This is a genomic window from Acinetobacter sp. YH12201, from assembly GCF_013418145.1.
GTDB lineage: Bacteria > Pseudomonadota > Gammaproteobacteria > Pseudomonadales > Moraxellaceae > Acinetobacter.
In genome coordinates this window covers 37,745-53,577 of the sequence record NZ_VPCP01000004.1, presented here as the reverse complement: position 1 = coordinate 53,577, position 15,833 = coordinate 37,745, and the positions used below count along the sequence as shown (strand labels likewise).

General features: G+C 42.2%; 17 protein-coding genes. 10 read left to right on the top strand and 7 right to left on the bottom strand.

All coding sequences use genetic code 11. The features are described 5' to 3' along the window. Window positions 1-29: 29 nt before the first annotated feature. Entirely contained in the window at window positions 30-518 is a 489-nt protein-coding gene (locus FTU91_RS01915; RefSeq protein ID WP_180042393.1) for a DUF1289 domain-containing protein, read from the bottom strand. 206 nt (window positions 519-724) lie between these two features. Between FTU91_RS01915 and FTU91_RS01910 the strand changes: the two genes are divergently transcribed. From FTU91_RS01910 to FTU91_RS01895, 4 genes are all read left to right on the top strand, one after another. After that, the gene (locus FTU91_RS01910; RefSeq protein WP_180042395.1) at window positions 725-1,657 is read left to right on the top strand and encodes a rhodanese-related sulfurtransferase; all 933 of its coding nucleotides are present in this window, start codon (window positions 725-727) and stop codon (window positions 1,655-1,657) included. Window positions 1,658-1,877: 220 nt separating this feature from the next. Further along, window positions 1,878-2,162, top strand: a complete 285-nt coding sequence (locus FTU91_RS01905; RefSeq protein ID WP_086196847.1) for an FUSC family protein — start codon at window positions 1,878-1,880, stop codon at window positions 2,160-2,162. A 75-nt stretch (window positions 2,163-2,237) separates the two neighbouring features. Beyond that, on the top strand, window positions 2,238-2,852 hold the full coding sequence (locus FTU91_RS01900; protein WP_180080665.1) for a DedA family protein: 615 nt from the start codon (window positions 2,238-2,240) through the stop codon (window positions 2,850-2,852). Between the two features lie 23 nt (window positions 2,853-2,875). Beyond that, a complete protein-coding gene (locus tag FTU91_RS01895; RefSeq protein ID WP_180080663.1) occupies window positions 2,876-3,295 on the top strand; it encodes an ABZJ_00895 family protein in 420 nt (139 codons plus the stop codon). A gap of 158 nt (window positions 3,296-3,453) precedes the next feature. On the opposite strand, the gene FTU91_RS01890 is transcribed toward FTU91_RS01895, so the two are convergent. Both FTU91_RS01890 and FTU91_RS01885 read right to left on the bottom strand, forming a co-directional pair. Next, complete coding sequence (locus FTU91_RS01890) at window positions 3,454-3,978, bottom strand: YecA family protein (RefSeq protein WP_166170407.1); 525 nt, start codon at window positions 3,976-3,978, stop codon at window positions 3,454-3,456. A gap of 69 nt (window positions 3,979-4,047) precedes the next feature. Continuing rightward, window positions 4,048-4,257, bottom strand: coding sequence for a PA3496 family putative envelope integrity protein (locus FTU91_RS01885; protein WP_086176283.1), 210 nt, complete (start codon window positions 4,255-4,257; stop codon window positions 4,048-4,050). 368 nt (window positions 4,258-4,625) lie between these two features. Between FTU91_RS01885 and rpoD the strand changes: the two genes are divergently transcribed. From rpoD to FTU91_RS01855, 6 genes are all read left to right on the top strand, one after another. Then, the gene (gene rpoD / locus FTU91_RS01880; protein ID WP_180042403.1) at window positions 4,626-6,512 is read left to right on the top strand and encodes an RNA polymerase sigma factor RpoD; all 1,887 of its coding nucleotides are present in this window, start codon (window positions 4,626-4,628) and stop codon (window positions 6,510-6,512) included. Between the two features lie 117 nt (window positions 6,513-6,629). Beyond that, window positions 6,630-6,917 carry a YbeD family protein gene (locus FTU91_RS01875; RefSeq protein WP_086196931.1) on the top strand — a complete coding sequence of 96 codons (288 nt, stop codon included), beginning with the start codon at window positions 6,630-6,632 and terminating at the stop codon, window positions 6,915-6,917. A 162-nt stretch (window positions 6,918-7,079) separates the two neighbouring features. Next, the gene (lipB, locus tag FTU91_RS01870; RefSeq protein WP_180080661.1) at window positions 7,080-7,739 is read left to right on the top strand and encodes a lipoyl(octanoyl) transferase LipB; all 660 of its coding nucleotides are present in this window, start codon (window positions 7,080-7,082) and stop codon (window positions 7,737-7,739) included. Between the two features lie 77 nt (window positions 7,740-7,816). Next, window positions 7,817-8,350 carry a hypothetical protein gene (locus FTU91_RS01865; RefSeq protein ID WP_166170413.1) on the top strand — a complete coding sequence of 178 codons (534 nt, stop codon included), beginning with the start codon at window positions 7,817-7,819 and terminating at the stop codon, window positions 8,348-8,350. 1 nt (window position 8,351) lies between these two features. Further along, on the top strand, window positions 8,352-9,536 hold the full coding sequence (locus tag FTU91_RS01860; RefSeq protein WP_180042407.1) for an iron-containing alcohol dehydrogenase: 1,185 nt from the start codon (window positions 8,352-8,354) through the stop codon (window positions 9,534-9,536). A gap of 264 nt (window positions 9,537-9,800) precedes the next feature. Continuing rightward, window positions 9,801-11,195, top strand: a complete 1,395-nt coding sequence (locus tag FTU91_RS01855) for an APC family permease (RefSeq protein WP_180080659.1) — start codon at window positions 9,801-9,803, stop codon at window positions 11,193-11,195. A 58-nt stretch (window positions 11,196-11,253) separates the two neighbouring features. On the opposite strand, the gene FTU91_RS01850 is transcribed toward FTU91_RS01855, so the two are convergent. The 4 genes from FTU91_RS01850 to FTU91_RS01835 all read right to left on the bottom strand — a co-directional run bounded on the left by FTU91_RS01850 (window position 11,254) and on the right by FTU91_RS01835 (window position 15,632). Further along, window positions 11,254-11,733 (bottom strand): tRNA (cytidine(34)-2'-O)-methyltransferase, encoded by a 480-nt coding sequence (locus tag FTU91_RS01850; protein ID WP_131274096.1) that lies wholly within the window; start codon window positions 11,731-11,733, stop codon window positions 11,254-11,256. Between the two features lie 253 nt (window positions 11,734-11,986). Beyond that, on the bottom strand, window positions 11,987-13,360 hold the full coding sequence (gene cysG / locus FTU91_RS01845; RefSeq protein WP_180080657.1) for a siroheme synthase CysG: 1,374 nt from the start codon (window positions 13,358-13,360) through the stop codon (window positions 11,987-11,989). A gap of 90 nt (window positions 13,361-13,450) precedes the next feature. Next, window positions 13,451-14,722, bottom strand: a complete 1,272-nt coding sequence (gene serS, locus FTU91_RS01840; protein ID WP_092819745.1) for a serine--tRNA ligase — start codon at window positions 14,720-14,722, stop codon at window positions 13,451-13,453. 121 nt (window positions 14,723-14,843) lie between these two features. Further along, window positions 14,844-15,632 carry an RsiV family protein gene (locus tag FTU91_RS01835; RefSeq protein WP_180080655.1) on the bottom strand — a complete coding sequence of 263 codons (789 nt, stop codon included), beginning with the start codon at window positions 15,630-15,632 and terminating at the stop codon, window positions 14,844-14,846. Window positions 15,633-15,833: the final 201 nt, after the last annotated feature.

The following is a 15,833-nucleotide window of genomic DNA, read 5'->3' as shown; positions in this document are numbered from 1 at the left end:
TTTATAAATTTTAAGTTAAAAAAGAGGATTTAATCCTCTTCTTCCAGACTTTGCAACAAATGCATACTGATGCCATCAGCGCGTAAAAAGGCCAAATCATAACTGGCTGTGGCAAGTGCCAATACTCGTCGCTCAAATTCATCCCACAAAGGACGAACATCTTTATAGTGAATACCTAACCCACTATCATCAGTAAAATGACGATTTTTCTCACATAATTTTAATGCATGGTATAGCTTGCGCCCTTTGCTCGCATCCGGACGCAACCGCACACGCTTGGATAAAACAAAACCTTCAACATGGGTGATATCCGCCATAGGCAACATTGGAATCAAAATCTGATCAAGTTGCGAATCTAATCGACGCCAAATGGCTGTATGCTGCTCTGCTGTATAGGTATTCCATTTAATCACTTCATGATTAAAACGACGGCACCCCCGACAGACCGAATCACCAAACACCGTAGAGCAACGCCCTGCACATGGGGTCAAAGAAGCAATTCGACGATCAGTATTCAAAATAAACTCCGAAATTCAACAATGTTCACATCTGGAAAATTCAGACCGCTTTTCTGATTTGATAAACCATCAGCACAGGCATCATACATCCCCCAACAGCAAATGAAAAACCATATTTCATACTAGGTTTTATCGCTAATTGCGCCAATTCACGTTAGAATATGCGGCTTAAATTTTGTCTTACCTTAATACATTTGGAGTTTTCCATGAACGCTACTGTAGAACAGCTTGCACCTGTAGAACAGCAAGCGACCACTGACTGGGTTGTTGCGGCACTATATCAATTTAAAGAAGTTCAAAATCCTGCCGATCTGCAGCAACGTCTTCTTGATTTGGTAAAAACCATCAATCTTTGTGGAACTCTTATTGTTGCAGGAGAAGGCATTAACGGTACTGTAGCAGGTGACCGTGCAGCAATTGATACCATCCACCAGTTTCTTCTGGATGAAGGTTTTAACGCAATGGAATATAAAGAGTCACACAGCTCTGACAAGCCATTCCGTAAAATGAAAATTAAACTAAAAAAAGAAATTGTGACTTTAGGCGTTGAAGTCAAACCGCGCGATTTAGTCGGTCACTATCTTGATCCAAAAGAATGGAATGAACTGATTGCACGTGATGACGTGATCTTGATTGATACCCGTAACGACTATGAATATAAAGCCGGTACATTTAAAGGCGCAATTGATCCTAAAACTGAAACCTTCCGTGAATTCCCGGAATATGTAAAAAAACAGCTGGAACAGCATAAAGACAAGAAAATTGCCATGTTCTGTACGGGTGGTATTCGCTGTGAAAAATCAACATCATTATTGCTGCAAGAAGGCTTTAATGAGGTCTATCATTTGAAAGGCGGTATTTTAAAATACCTGGAAGAAACTCCTGCTGATGAAAGTATGTGGGAAGGTGAATGTTTCGTGTTTGATGGCCGTACAGCTGTTACTCATGGTGTAGAAGAAGGCCAGAACACCAAGTGTCATGCTTGTGGCTGGCCTTTGCTTCCTGGAGAAGTAGAACTTCCAAGCTATGAACATGGCGTATCATGTAAATACTGCATCGACAAAACCAGCGAGAAGCAAAAAGCCGGTTTCCGTATGCGTCAGTCACAAATTGCAGCTGCCAAGCGTAAACGCCTGTAATTAATCTCCCTCAAAAAAGCCCTCACTCGAGGGCTTTTTATTTACCTAAAATTAACAATAAATAAAAAAATATCACCAATTTTCACCATTAATGTATATCAAGTCACAAATAATATGGTAATCTGGGATAAAAATTATAATAAATCTATAACCCATTAATTTTTAACGTGAAATATTTAATATATAACATTAAAAAGTAACGTGAAAAAGGAGTTAAATTATGTCAAGAACAATTAGCCGTTCAGCCCAGGATACTCGACGCTTTTATCTTGTGCGCGAAAGAAATCTGCAAAAAGTAGAACAAATTAAACAAACTTTAGAGCAAGAATCACATCTTTTTATTGTGATAATGGGTGCTGTTATTGGCAGTATTTTTTCCCTGTTTATTGCTTATCATCTCACCCCTAATCTGCTGGAATATACTTTGCTCGGTGTAATTCCATTTGCACTCGCCTATAGCTTAAGAAAAGTTTATATCTATACCCTGATCCATAGCCAGGAATAATTGCTTGGCTATACTTTACCCCGCAACAAATAATATTTAGGATGGTGTAAATATCACGAATATTTTTATAACTTTATGACTCTGACAGAATGGATTATTTCCATTATGGAACAATTGGGCTATCTAGGTATTGCCCTACTGATGTTCCTTGACAATGTATTTCCTCCTATTCCTTCTGAAATCATCATGCCTTCCGCTGGCTACTCTGCGTCACAAGGTCAACTCACACTATTTGGGGTAATTATTTCTGGCTGTTTCGGTTCATTGCTTGCAGCTGCCTTACTGTATTGGATTGGCTATAAGTTTAACCATGACAGTATTTTCCATTTCGTTGACCATTATGGCAGATATATGTTTATAAAATCTAGTGATGTTAAAAAGTCTCTGGACTGGTTTGAGCATTATGGACATCGCATTGTATTCTTTGGTCGCATGATTCCTGCAGTACGTTCGCTCATCAGCATTCCTGCTGGCATGAGCCGAATGCCATTCTGGAAATTTATGTTTTACAGCGGATTAGGCACCATCATCTGGACTACATTTCTGGCTTGTGTGGGTTTTTACTTTGGTGAAAACCAACCGCTCATGCAGCAAATATTTAGCCAAGTCAGCCATAGTATTATCCTCATTATCCTAGTGATTGTTGCTATCCTCCTATACCGTAGACAGCTACGCAAAATGAAGAACTAATTGTGATTTTATCAGGGGCTTAAATGCAACAATATCTAAAAAGTTTTGCTATCGATTATGGCGTGGTTTTAATTCTCAGTGTTTTGTTTTTATTGTTTGTCACTAATCCTGGCTTGATGCTCTTCGTCGCTATTTTTTTGGTTACCATGATTCGTCATGTGGTTAAATTCCTGCAAAAAGAACAACGCTTGCCGACTGCTCAAGAACGCAATATCTTGGTCTGGGGAAATACCGCAATTGCCATTACTTTGGAGTGTTTTATTATATTCTTTTTGGTCATGATGAACCCGAATGCAGAACAAATTATTCAATCTGCTGAAAAAATGGGTCTAGCAGGTTATGCCGTATTTATGTTGCTCATCGTTGCAATACATTTTGCTTTATTCTTTATTGCCTATCAGTGGATGAGTCCGCTCTTCTTGAAATTAAAATCCAGAAAATAGCCAATTGAACAAATAAAAAAGCACCTTATGGTGCTTTTTTATTAACAAATTAATCTGAGCTAAATATATACATAAGCTGCGATTAGAACAGCACAAGATGTCACATCACGCTGGTGTGTGATCTATGCGCGGCGATTATAGCAGCGCAAGGCGTACCATCATGCTGGCGTATGGTACATCAAATATAATTCATTTAAATTATCCGGAATTTCTTCAGCAATTTCATCCATCAACTGGCCATTGCGACGGAAAGATTCCATTTGCGGATCTTCTTCATCCACACCACTAAAGACCATCATTGGCAAAGTTAAATCAACTAATTGTTCTTCATGTTCAGGAGTGAACCAGGCATCTTCGTTTAAGAACATGGCATCGACAAAGCCGACACTCCAGTCACCTAAACTTGAATCCACTTCTGCTTCTTCAATTTCAAAAGGAAACTCGATTCCTTCTTCATTCGCCAGGCTTTGACGAATTGATTCTAACCAGGCTTTTACTTGAGCAATGATTTCAGCAGGCACTTTCTTATGATTGTTATCAAAAAGTTCGTCCAGCCATTTATCGAATTTCGGACCAACCGCAATTGCACATAAAAAGCCATGAGTAGCCGGAAAATCTAGACCATATTCATTCTGGTCGCCATCTAGATATTCGCTCAAAAGGTCTAAATCTAAAGCACTCATTTAAAATCCAGGTTTGTAAAATAACTGCGACATAGCATAGCATTTTAGCCTGCTATGCAGAATCCTATTTTAGTCTTCTTCATCATCAAAATCGTCGTCATCATCCAGATCATAATCAAAATCTTTCAGCTCACGCTCTAAACGACGCTGTGCAAGAAGGTCATCAATCAGACGACGTTTTTCTAACGACTCTTTAGCACTAATTTTGCTTGATACTTCATCAAAACTAACATCATCATCACTGTAGCTATCATCTAGTTCAAAATCTGTAGAAGACACTAAAACTACCTCAAGGTGAAAAAAGTGAATGGGTCTAGGCGCTATTTATCCTGCTTACGCACTCTTGTCAAGTATTTTTATTTTTTTCTCCCGCAAACCGGGTTTAATCTTGTTTTTCTCCCTAAAAATTGTGTATTTATTAGTTCCTGGAATTTCCAGCATGGACCAATAAAAACTCAACATAATTTGAGTGATCCACCCTATGGACTTGAAAAAAAAAGTTTCAGCCCAATATTGAAAACAGCTGTTAAATCAAATTTATATTTTTAAATGAAACTTGAGCAATCAATATTCAAAACAATTTTAAGCAAATTGTGCTATCATGCACGGTTTTTCACTGCCACAGATTCAACGAAGAGTAAGCAAAGATGAGCGATATGACTTCCCCTACTTCGCAAGTAGCGGCTCTGATTAGCCGAGGCAAAGAGCAAGGTTACTTAACTTACGCTGAGGTTAACGATCATCTCCCAGACTCGATCACGGAAAGCGAACAGATTGAAGACATCATTCAGATGCTTCAGGATGTCGGTATTCCTGTTCATGAACGTGCGCCTGAATCTGATGACACCATGTTCGATGGCACTAGTGCAGAAGCGACCGATGAAGTTGCCGAAGAAGAAGCGGCAGCCGTACTTGCTTCTGTTGAAAACGAACCTGGTCGCACCACAGATCCCGTACGTATGTACATGCGTGAAATGGGAACGGTTGAACTCTTAACACGTGAAGGCGAAATTAGCATTGCTAAACGCATTGAAGAAGGTATCCGTGACGTTCTGCACTCGATTGCCTACTGGCCAAATGCCGTTGAAGTTGTATTAAAAGAATATAACGATGTTACTGAAGGTGAACGTCGTCTTGCTGATATTTTATCGGGCTATTTAGACCCGGAATCTGATGAAGAAATCCCAGAAGTTTTAGAAGATGAAGCGGATATCGATGAGGATGAAGAATCAACATCTAAATCGACCAAAGATGTAAAACTGGACGATGACGAAGAAGAAGAAGCTGAAACTGAGGATGATTCTGAAGGTGAATCCGGTCCTGATCCAGAAATTGCACGTGTGCGTTTTGCTGAACTGGAAGAAGCCTGGAAAGTAACCAAAGCGACCATTGAAAAATACGGTCGTAACAGCAAACAGGCAGATGAAGCGCTTCAAGCACTGGCAACCGTGTTTATGATGTTCAAATTCACTCCGCGTCTATTTGACATCATTTCTGAAATGATTCGTGGCACCCATGAACAGATCCGCACGTCTGAACGTGAAGTAATGCGTTATGCAGTCCGCCGTGGCCGTATGGACCGTACTCAATTCCGTACGTCTTTCCCGGGGCAGGAATCAAATCCAGCCTGGTTAGATGAGCAAATTGCCAAAGCGCCAGCTGAACAAAAAACTTATTTAGAAAAAGTACGTCCCGATGTACTGGCATTCCAGCAAAAAATTGCCGACATCGAAAAAGAATTGGGTTTGAATGTTAAGGAAATCAAAGATATTTCTAAACGTATGGCAGTAGGTGAAGCAAAAGCCCGTCGTGCGAAAAAGGAAATGGTCGAAGCCAACTTGCGTCTGGTAATTTCAATTGCGAAAAAATATACCAACCGTGGTTTACAATTCCTTGACCTGATTCAAGAAGGGAACATCGGCTTGATGAAAGCGGTAGACAAGTTTGAATACCGTCGCGGTTATAAATTCTCGACTTATGCCACCTGGTGGATTCGTCAGGCAATTACCCGTTCGATTGCCGATCAGGCACGTACCATTCGTATCCCGGTACACATGATTGAAACCATCAACAAGATCAACCGTGTATCTCGTCAATTACTTCAGGAAATGGGCCGTGAACCAACCCCGGAAGAATTGGGCGAACGTCTGGAAATGGATGAAGTTAAAGTCCGTAAAGTACTTAAAATTGCCAAAGAGCCGATTTCCATGGAAACGCCAATTGGTGATGATGAAGATTCACATTTGGGTGACTTCATTGAAGATGGCAACATCACTTCTCCAATTGATGCGGCAACTTCAGAAGGCCTGAAAGAAGCAACCCGTGAAGTACTGGAAAACCTGACTGAACGTGAAGCGAAAGTCTTGAAAATGCGTTTTGGTATCGACATGCCGACTGACCACACTCTGGAAGAAGTCGGTAAACAGTTTGACGTTACCCGTGAACGTATCCGTCAGATTGAAGCCAAAGCACTACGCAAATTACGTCATCCTTCCCGTTCTGAACACTTACGTTCATTCCTGGAAAATGACTAAGACATAGTGATACGGATGGGGATTGAAAAATTATCCAACACCCCCATCTAGTATTCAGCAACACATAACGCCTGCCTCTATGCAGGCGTTTGATATATAAGTGGGACTACTATGACCATGTTAGACCGTACACCATCTCGCGAACTTCAGGAACATCTATGGGTTTTCCCTATGGATTATCCGATCAAACTGATTGGTGAAGCCTGTGAAGAATTACATATTGCTGTTGTAGATATTTTGGTAAAACATTTTCCGGAATTTGATGGTAACAGCATCAAGGTACAACCTTCACGTACTGGAAAATATCACTCTTTAACTGCCCAAATCGTTTTTGTCGAACTGGAACAGGTACATGCTTTATATGCTGACTTGGCAGCCTGCCCATTGATTAAAACTGCACTTTAAGAGCAAAAAACACGCGTCATGCGTGTTTTTTTATTTATAAGCCAATAAAAATATTATCAATACTACGAAAAACTCTAAATCGTGCAGTGATCATCCCCTATCTTGGCATGATTTCATTATAATCCTTGCATCCTGTTGAAAATTTTTAAGGACGCACTTCACATGACTGATGCTGTTCTAAAACCCAAACTGATTATTCGTCAATTTAACCAGCTCACACCTTATCTCGACCGTTTTCAGGATATGAAACAGCTGACTGAAAACCGCAATGAGAATACGCCAGATGAACTGTGGATTTTGCAGCATCATGATGTGCTGACCCAAGGTCAAGCTGGCAAACCGGAACATATTCTGATACCCAGCAATATTCCGGTGGTACAAACGGATCGCGGTGGACAAGTCACCTGGCATGGCCCAGGCCAACTGGTAGCCTACTTTATGTTTGACCTAAACCGCTTGGGCTGGAATGTACGCACGCTGGTATCTTATGCTGAAAATTTAATGATTGGACTGCTGAACAAATATGGCATTGAAGCCTATGCCAAACCGGATGCGCCGGGCGTTTATGTCAATGAGCGCAAGATTGGTTCGCTGGGTTTTAAAATCCGCAAAGGACGCAGCTATCACGGACTGGCTCTAAATATTGATTGTGACCTGTCTGGTTTCCACACCATTAACCCCTGTGGTTATGCTGGCCTGGAGATGGTACGCATTCAGGATTTAGTTCAAGATTATCCAAAATTCGAGAACTTATGCTTCGATATCATTGAAACTGTAAACAACAGCGGTTACTTTAGTGAAGTTCAAATCATGCAACAATAATTTTGCTTTTGACATAAAAATAAATTAGAGTATTTACTCTAAACTAATAAAATATTCTTTAGATAAGGGATACACAAGTGATTTCAACCAAATCCGTTAAGCCCGCTTTACAACTGACCTATGTCAAACTCATGATGGATGTGATTGGCAGAGGTCTGGTAATGGCGAGTCAAGTCGACGCCGAAGTCAAACAGGAAGTTGCAAAATTCCCGGTGGGTTTCGTTCTATCAATGAAAGTATTTCCCCATGGCCCGGCTTTTATTGCAAAAGTCACGCAAGACCATCAATTACAATTACTGCAATCTGTAGACAGCAAACCTGACCTCACCATTACTTTTAAGCACTTAAGCCATGCCTTTTTAGTATTTTCCTTTCAGGAAAGTACCGCACAGGCCTTTGCCCATGACCGTATGATAGCCGATGGAGATATTGCATTTGCCATTCGTCTGGTCCGCTGCTTAAACAAAATGGAAGCGCTTATTTTACCTAAACTCCTTGCGGAGCTTGCTGTAAAACAATATCCGACCGAATTAAGCCTAAAAGAAAAACTGACTGGAGCTGCAAATATTTATTTGAAAGTAGCTCAATCCTATTTTAAACGGAGTGCATAACATGGCTAAGCCTTATTACGAATTTTTCTGTCCGGTCAAAGTCATTGCAGGTCATGCTGCCTTAGAACATATTCCGTTTGAACTTGCTACTTTAGGTGCCAAACGTCCTCTGATCATTACTGACAAAGGTGTACGCAGCAACAATCTGCTTGCACCAATTGAAGCAGCTTTTGAATCTACCGATGCAGTCATTGGTTATATTTTTGATGATGTTCCACCTGATTCAAGCGTACAAACCGTCCGAAATGCAGCGAAAGCTTATCGTGATAATGGTTGTGATGCGATTATTGCTGTCGGTGGCGGTTCAGTGATTGATACTTCCAAGGCAACCAATATTCTGGTGACCGAAGGTGGCGATGACCTGCTTAAATATTCAGGTGCACATAACCTGCCAAAACCGTTAAAACCATTTTTTGTGATTCCTACCACATCGGGTACGGGTTCAGAAGTGACCATGGTGGCTGTGGTATCCGATCTTGAAAAAAATGTCAAAATGCCCTTTGCATCCTATTATCTGATGCCGCATGCGGCAATTCTGGATCCGCGCATGACCCAGACTTTGCCACCACATTTAACTGCCATGACAGCCATGGATGCACTAACCCATGCAGTTGAAGCCTATACTTGCATGGCTGCCAATCCGATCAGTGATGCTTATGCGACAGCTGCCATCAAAAAAGTGAGCAACAGCCTGTTCAATGTGTTAGATAATCCAGCTGATGAGTTTGGCCGTCTGGAACTGGCACAAGCGTCCACCATGGCCGGAATTGCGTTCTCCAACTCCATGGTAGGCCTGGTGCATTCCCTTGGACATGCTTTAGGTGCAGTTGCACATTTGCCACATGGCCTGTGCATGAACCTGTTCCTGCCTTATGTGCTTGAGTACAATAAAGAGGTGAATGGCGACAAGCTTGCAGAATTATTGCTACCTTTAGCAGGTCCAGACATTTATGCGCAAACCCCTGCCCATTTACGTGCCGATAAAACCATTGCTACGATTCTGACCATGCGTGATCGCTTGTATGCACTGACGAAATTGCCACGTACTTTACGTGAAACCGACAAGATTTCAGAAGCACAATTGGATGAAGTCGCAGACAAAGCATTAAATGATGGTTCCATTATTTACAATCCGAAAGAAGCCACCTTGAATGATTTAAAAGCGATTTTAGAAAAAGCTTGGTAAACATTGAAAATTAAGCGAATATAGCTAAAAATTAGCCTGATGTTTTTTTAAGCATCAGGCTTTTACTTTATAGAAAATTAAAGTTAGTTTTTTATATCAAGTGGCATATTTTCTGCATTAAAAACTCACAAAGATATTGGCAAAACGTACCAAACTAGAGTAGATTGGCGCACTTTTGTTTTATTCATTTAGGGGGGATCGTTCGTCTCAAACGATCCTTGTAAACATGACTGATCCTTGATCAACGATAAGAGGATAACGCCGTTGACAACTATCTCTGGGACTCAATCGACAGCTAAACTGCAAAAAACGCTTGGACTCTGGCACATCATTATTATTGGTTTAGCTTATATTCAGCCAATGACATTATTTGATACCTTCGGTCTGGTTGCTGAAGAAAGCCATTACCACGTGCCAACTTCGTACATTATTGCCCTGATTGCAATACTATTTACATCTATTAGTTATGGACACATGATCCGTCGTTATCCATCATCAGGGTCGGCATATACTTATGCACAAAAATCGATTCACCCTAATGTCGGTTTTATGGTGGGCTGGTCATCATGGCTGGATTATCTACTGTCACCCATGGTCAACATCATTTTGGCAGTCATTTATCTGGAAGCCCTATTCCCTGAGGTTAACCATTGGGTTTGGGTTGTTGCACTGACCGCATTTATGACTGGCGTAAACTTGCGTGGTGCCAGATTTGTTGCCAACTTCAACGGCTTGATTGTATTGATTCAGCTGGCTGTCATCGCATACTTCACCTGGATGGTTTACTCTCTACTCGCAGGTGGGATCAATGCCGATGGTACATTAGCGAATGCCAAATACCAGTTATGGAGTCTGGAACCGTTCTGGAATGAAATGACGGCTTTGGGTCCGTTAATTACCGGTGCAACATTGCTTTGTTTCTCTTTTACTGGTTTTGACTCACTCAGCTCACTGGCAGAAGAAACCAAAGAGACTGAAAAGACTCTACCTAAAGCGATTTTCCTTACGGCACTCATCGCAGGTATTATCTTCATTATCAGTACCTATTTCATGCAAATTTACTTCCCGAACGATCCAAAGACATATTTTGAAGATGTTGCTGCAACCCAGCCGGACATTCTTCAAGCCGTTGGTGGAGTAGCATTCAAAACTGTGGTGCTTTATTTCGCAATCGTTACGGTGATGGCATCCGGTATTTCTGCACATGCGGGCGTTTCACGCCTAATGTATGTGATGGGCCGTGATGGCGTGATCAACAAAAAGATTTTTGGTCATATCAGTCCGAAAAGCTACACACCGGTTTACAACATTCTGATTGTCGGTGGCGTGGCTTTAACTGCTGGTTTCATGGATCTGGACATCGTGATTTCAATGATCAGTTTCGGTGCCCTCACTGCTTTTACCTTTGTGAATCTGTCTGTAATTTCACGTTATGCATTACGTGATGGCCGTACCAAAAATATCAAAGACATTATTAGCTTTGTCGTCATTCCTTTACTCGGCTTCTTAAGTATTTTTGCCATGTGGCTAGAAATTGAAGATACCGCATTGAAATTCGGTTTATGGTGGGCAATGTTCGGTATTTTGTACCTGGGTTATAAAACCAAAGGTTTCAAACACCCTGCTCCACAGCACAACGAGTTTGATGATACGCATTAATGCCTTGATTCCATGCATAAAAAAAGACGCTCAATGCGTCTTTTTTTATGATCTGAAATTAGACCAGTTCTTTAAAACCTTGCTGACGCCATGCTTCATACAGAATAACTGCTGTAGCATTAGACAGGTTCAAACTACGAGAGTTTGCTGCCATGGGTAAACGAATCCAGTGTTTTTCCGGGAACATCATGCGTACATTTTCAGGCAGACCGCGTGTTTCAGGGCCCATCAACAACGCCACAGGACGGTTTAAATTTGAGGTATGCGGAGTTTCAGAACCTTTGGTGGTTAAAGGATAAATAGCATCCTGATCAATGCCTTGCTCTTCTAAATGAGCTAAGCATTCTGCAAAGTTTTCCCACACTTTCATGTGTGCCCATTCATGATAATCCAGACCTGCACGTCGCAGCTTTTTATCGTCGAGCTCAAAACCCAGCGGTTTAACCAAATGAAGTTGCGCACCGGTATTGGCACATAAACGGATGATATTCCCGGTGTTGGCAGGAATTTCTGGCTCGTACAAAACAACGTGGATCACTTTTTACTCACTCTAATTTTATTTAGGCAATGTTTGGACTTTACTGATCAAGCCGGGAACTCGATAGAGGATTTCTTGGCCAAGTACCGCGTTCCGTTTGCAATTGAACAACAGCAAAAATTCGCTGCTTATCCTCTTTACTCAGGCACAGCCTTCATCTTGCGCTCGGGCAAACGAAGTGTTGCTTATCCTCTTTACTCAGGCACAGCCTTCGTCTTGCGCTCGGGCAACACGAAGTGTTGCTTATCCTCGCTCATACCCACTGCAATTGTTCACGCAGTTTTACCACTTCACCAATAATGGTGAGCGTTGGCGCTTGAATCTGATGCTCCGTCACTTTCGATGCGATATCGGCTAAGGTTCCCACCACCACTTTCTGGTCAGGTGTAGTCCCTTTGGAAATCAGGGCAACCGGCATGTCTGGACGCTGGCCATGGGCAATCAGCTGGGCACAGATTTTTTCCAGCCCCACCAAGCCCATATACAATACTAGGGTCTGGTTTTCATACACCAGCTCATTCCATGGCAACTCTGGCGAGCCTTCCTTTAAATGCCCGGTCAAGAAGCGCACACTTTGAGCATAATCACGATGGGTTAAAGGAATACCGGCATAAGCGGAACAGCCCGAAGCTGCAGTAATTCCAGGTACCACCTGAAAAGCCACGCCTGCAGCAAACAGTTCCTGAATCTCTTCGCCACCACGGCCAAAAATAAACGGATCACCGCCTTTCAAACGGCAGACGCGCTTACCTTGAGCAGCGTATTCCACCAATAACGCATTAATGCCTTCTTGCGGCACACTATGATTGGAACGGGCTTTACCCACATAGACCTTTTCCGCATCACGGCGGCACAAGTCCATAATCGCAGGCGACACTAGACGGTCGTAAATAACAACATCTGCCTGTTGCATCAAACGCAATGCTTTTAAGGTCAACAGTTCAGGATCGCCTGGCCCCGCACCCACCAGATAGACTTCACCTTTCGGCGCTTTCCATTCCATTAAGGCTTGCTCAATCAAACGGTCGGCTTCAGCAAGATTGTCATTAAACACCTGTTCTTTGAGTGGACTGGCATATAAGTCTTCCCAAAAAATACGGCGTTCATCCGGATTTTCAATTTTGGCTTTGACCGCAGCTCGCCATTTACCTGAAAAATCGGCAAGTTTTCCCATGCCATGCGGAATGCTCGCTTCCAGCTGGGTACGGATTTGACGGGATAAAACTGGTGATTTGCCATTGGTGGCAATTGAAACCACTAAAGGAGAACGGTCGATAATGGCAGGCACCATAAAACGGCAATGCGGTAGATCATCGACACTATTCACCAGAATTTTTTCAGCTTCGCAAGCTTCAAAAACCTGAACATTGGTGGCTTTATCATTGGTTGCCGCAATCACCAGACGGTAATCACGCAACGGAATATCTGGACTAAAAGGCGCTTGGACATATTGCCCCTGGCTGGCACGAACAATCTCAACTAAATCATTTTCGATTTCAGGCGCAATCACATCAATGACTGCTCCTGCTTTTGCCAAAAGTACGGCCTTACGGTAAGCAATGCGCCCACCACCGACAATCAGACAAGGTTGCTGCTGCAACTTTAAAGAGATTGGAAAGATATCCACGAATGACCTCAATATTTTAAATCTGACTGTCTTAAGCAATTTTCATGCACAAAATTGTGCTATTCATAAATTTATTGATCAATCCGAAGATCAATCAATAAATTCCGCACCGCCCATATAAGGACGAAGCACTTCAGGAACCTCAATCGAACCGTCTGCACGTTGATAGTTTTCCATCACCGCAAGCAAGGTACGGCCAACAGCCAAACCAGAACCGTTCAGGGTATGCACAAATTCGGTTTTCTTCTGGTCAACACGGTAACGTGCTTTCATACGGCGGGCCTGGAAATCGCCCATGTTTGAACATGAAGAGATTTCACGGTAGGTATTTTGGCTCGGTACCCAGACTTCAAGGTCATAGGTCTTGGTTGAACCAAAGCCCATATCGCCACCACACAGAATGATTTTACGGTATGGCAGACCTAGTGCCTGCAAAATGCCTTCAGCATGCCCGGTCAGTTCTTCCAAAGCCTGCATCGAATCTTCAGGTTTTACAATTTGCACCATCTCGACTTTGTCGAACTGATGTTGACGAATCAGGCCACGGGTATCACGGCCATAGGAACCTGCTTCGCTGCGGAAACATGGCGTATGTGCAGCATATTTCAATGGCAAACGTTCAGGATCAATAATTTCGTCACGCACGAAATTGGTCACTGGCACTTCAGCGGTCGGAATCAGGTAATATTCTTTTTCACCCTGCAATTTGAACAAATCTTCTTCAAATTTAGGCAATTGACCTGTACCGCGCAATGAATCTGCATTGACCAGATAAGGCACATAGGCTTCAGTATAACCATTTTTCAGGGTATGGGTGTCCAGCATGAACTGGGTCAGCGCACGCTGTAAACGCGCCAATGGACCTTTCAGAACACTGAAACGTGTACCGGTCAATTTGGTTGCAGTTTCAAACTCCAAACCGCCCATCCATTCACCCAGATCAGTATGATCCTTGATTTCAAAATCAAATTGACGCGGAGTGCCCCATTTTAAAATTTCAACGTTGTCGTCTTCATCTTTACCCTCAGGTACAGATTCATGCGGCATGTTTGGAATGCTTAAAGACTTGGTTTCAATTTCAGTTTGCAATTCTGCAAGTGCAACTTCAGCGGCTTTAATTTCATCACCAATGGCTGCCATACGCGCCATGATTTCAGATGCATCGCCACCAGATTTTTTAATTTGGCCAACTTGTTTAGCACCCGAATTACGTTCTGCTTGTAAAGCTTCAGTTTTCGATTGAAGCTCTTTACGGCGAGCTTCAAGTGAAGCCCACTCTTCTACATTCAGCTGTACACCACGTTTTGCCAAGGCTAAATTTACAGCCTCAATATTATTTCGGATTAATTTCGGGTCGATCATAGCCAATCTTTTGCAAAGAAAAAAACTGGCTATAGTGTAAGCGCTAAACACTAAAAAAGACAGTGATCGAGCGGACAGCTGTGGCTTATTAGAGCAAATTTACCCGAATTAAGCTGAAAAATTAAGACGATGGATACTTGGGTAAAGCTGGCAGATATTCCGCTTTAATCAGTTTAGTGAGTGCCGAATAAGGCAAGGTCAGTTCAGTCATGCCTTCTGCATAGGAAGCCAGCTCATACAAGGGATAAACAAAGACAATGCCATTGGCACCATAGTAAAAATTATCACTTAATTTCAGTTTTTCTCTGTTTATACTGTGCTGTTCCAGCCAGATGCTATTTGAATCATATAAAGTATTCAATAATTGCTGTTCTGAACCTTTGACCATAATATCTTGCAGTGCCAGACGCTTTTTATTTTTCAAGTCAAAATTGACAAATTCCTGATGATACATGCCATGCGCAGCACCGGATGAATAAGTATAAGTTTGAATGGCAAAGGTTGCCCGGTCATACTGCTGATTGACAAAACGGATATAGGTCGAGCTTTGACTTAAATTGGGACTCGCTCCTTCGGCAGTATTGATCTTTTCATTGGGCGTGGTAGAAAATGCAATCGGATCGGCTTTTTTCACCCGATCGATAAAATAGTCATCCACCCATTTCAAGTTGCTCTTTACCGTCTGAATCTCATACTGGGTACAACCTTCTGCATCACAGGCTTCCGGTTTGCTTAATTTCACAGAAACAACCTTGGCTTGAATTAATGGAATTGTAGAAGAAGCTTCCTGTTTTTCTACCTTAACCTGTTCCTTTTGCGGTGCAGGTCGCTCCTGACAACCCGCCATAACGAGTGCTGCCAAAGAAACCGGAACAGCCCAGAGCCATTGTTGATTCGTGCGTATTTTCATCTTATCTTAACAACCTAGTGCCTTTGATCATGCGGCTTCACTATACAAAGCCAGATCCCTGAATAACATTTAAAATATGTATCTTTAACTCTTTTTAGCCGAATAACGAGGCATTTGTATAAAAAATTGCCTGATTTTAAGATAGCTCAACCCAATTATCGTGAAAACCCAAGGGTACATGCACACCCGGAATAATTCCTC

Bases quoted from the DNA above. Each gene is read 5' to 3' on its own strand.
- FTU91_RS01910 (WP_180042395.1), top strand. From the start codon at position 725: ATGAACGCTACTGTAGAACAGCTTGCACCTGTAGAACAGCAAGCGACC.
- FTU91_RS01905 (WP_086196847.1), top strand. From the start codon at position 1,878: ATGTCAAGAACAATTAGCCGTTCAGCCCAGGATACTCGACGCTTTTAT.
- FTU91_RS01900 (WP_180080665.1), top strand. From the start codon at position 2,238: ATGACTCTGACAGAATGGATTATTTCCATTATGGAACAATTGGGCTAT.
- FTU91_RS01895 (WP_180080663.1), top strand. From the start codon at position 2,876: ATGCAACAATATCTAAAAAGTTTTGCTATCGATTATGGCGTGGTTTTA.
- FTU91_RS01890 (WP_166170407.1), bottom strand. From the start codon at position 3,978: ATGAGTGCTTTAGATTTAGACCTTTTGAGCGAATATCTAGATGGCGAC.
- rpoD (WP_180042403.1), top strand. From the start codon at position 4,626: ATGAGCGATATGACTTCCCCTACTTCGCAAGTAGCGGCTCTGATTAGC.
- FTU91_RS01875 (WP_086196931.1), top strand. From the start codon at position 6,630: ATGTTAGACCGTACACCATCTCGCGAACTTCAGGAACATCTATGGGTT.
- lipB (WP_180080661.1), top strand. From the start codon at position 7,080: ATGACTGATGCTGTTCTAAAACCCAAACTGATTATTCGTCAATTTAAC.
- FTU91_RS01860 (WP_180042407.1), top strand. From the start codon at position 8,352: ATGGCTAAGCCTTATTACGAATTTTTCTGTCCGGTCAAAGTCATTGCA.
- serS (WP_092819745.1), bottom strand. From the start codon at position 14,722: ATGATCGACCCGAAATTAATCCGAAATAATATTGAGGCTGTAAATTTA.
- FTU91_RS01835 (WP_180080655.1), bottom strand. From the start codon at position 15,632: ATGAAAATACGCACGAATCAACAATGGCTCTGGGCTGTTCCGGTTTCT.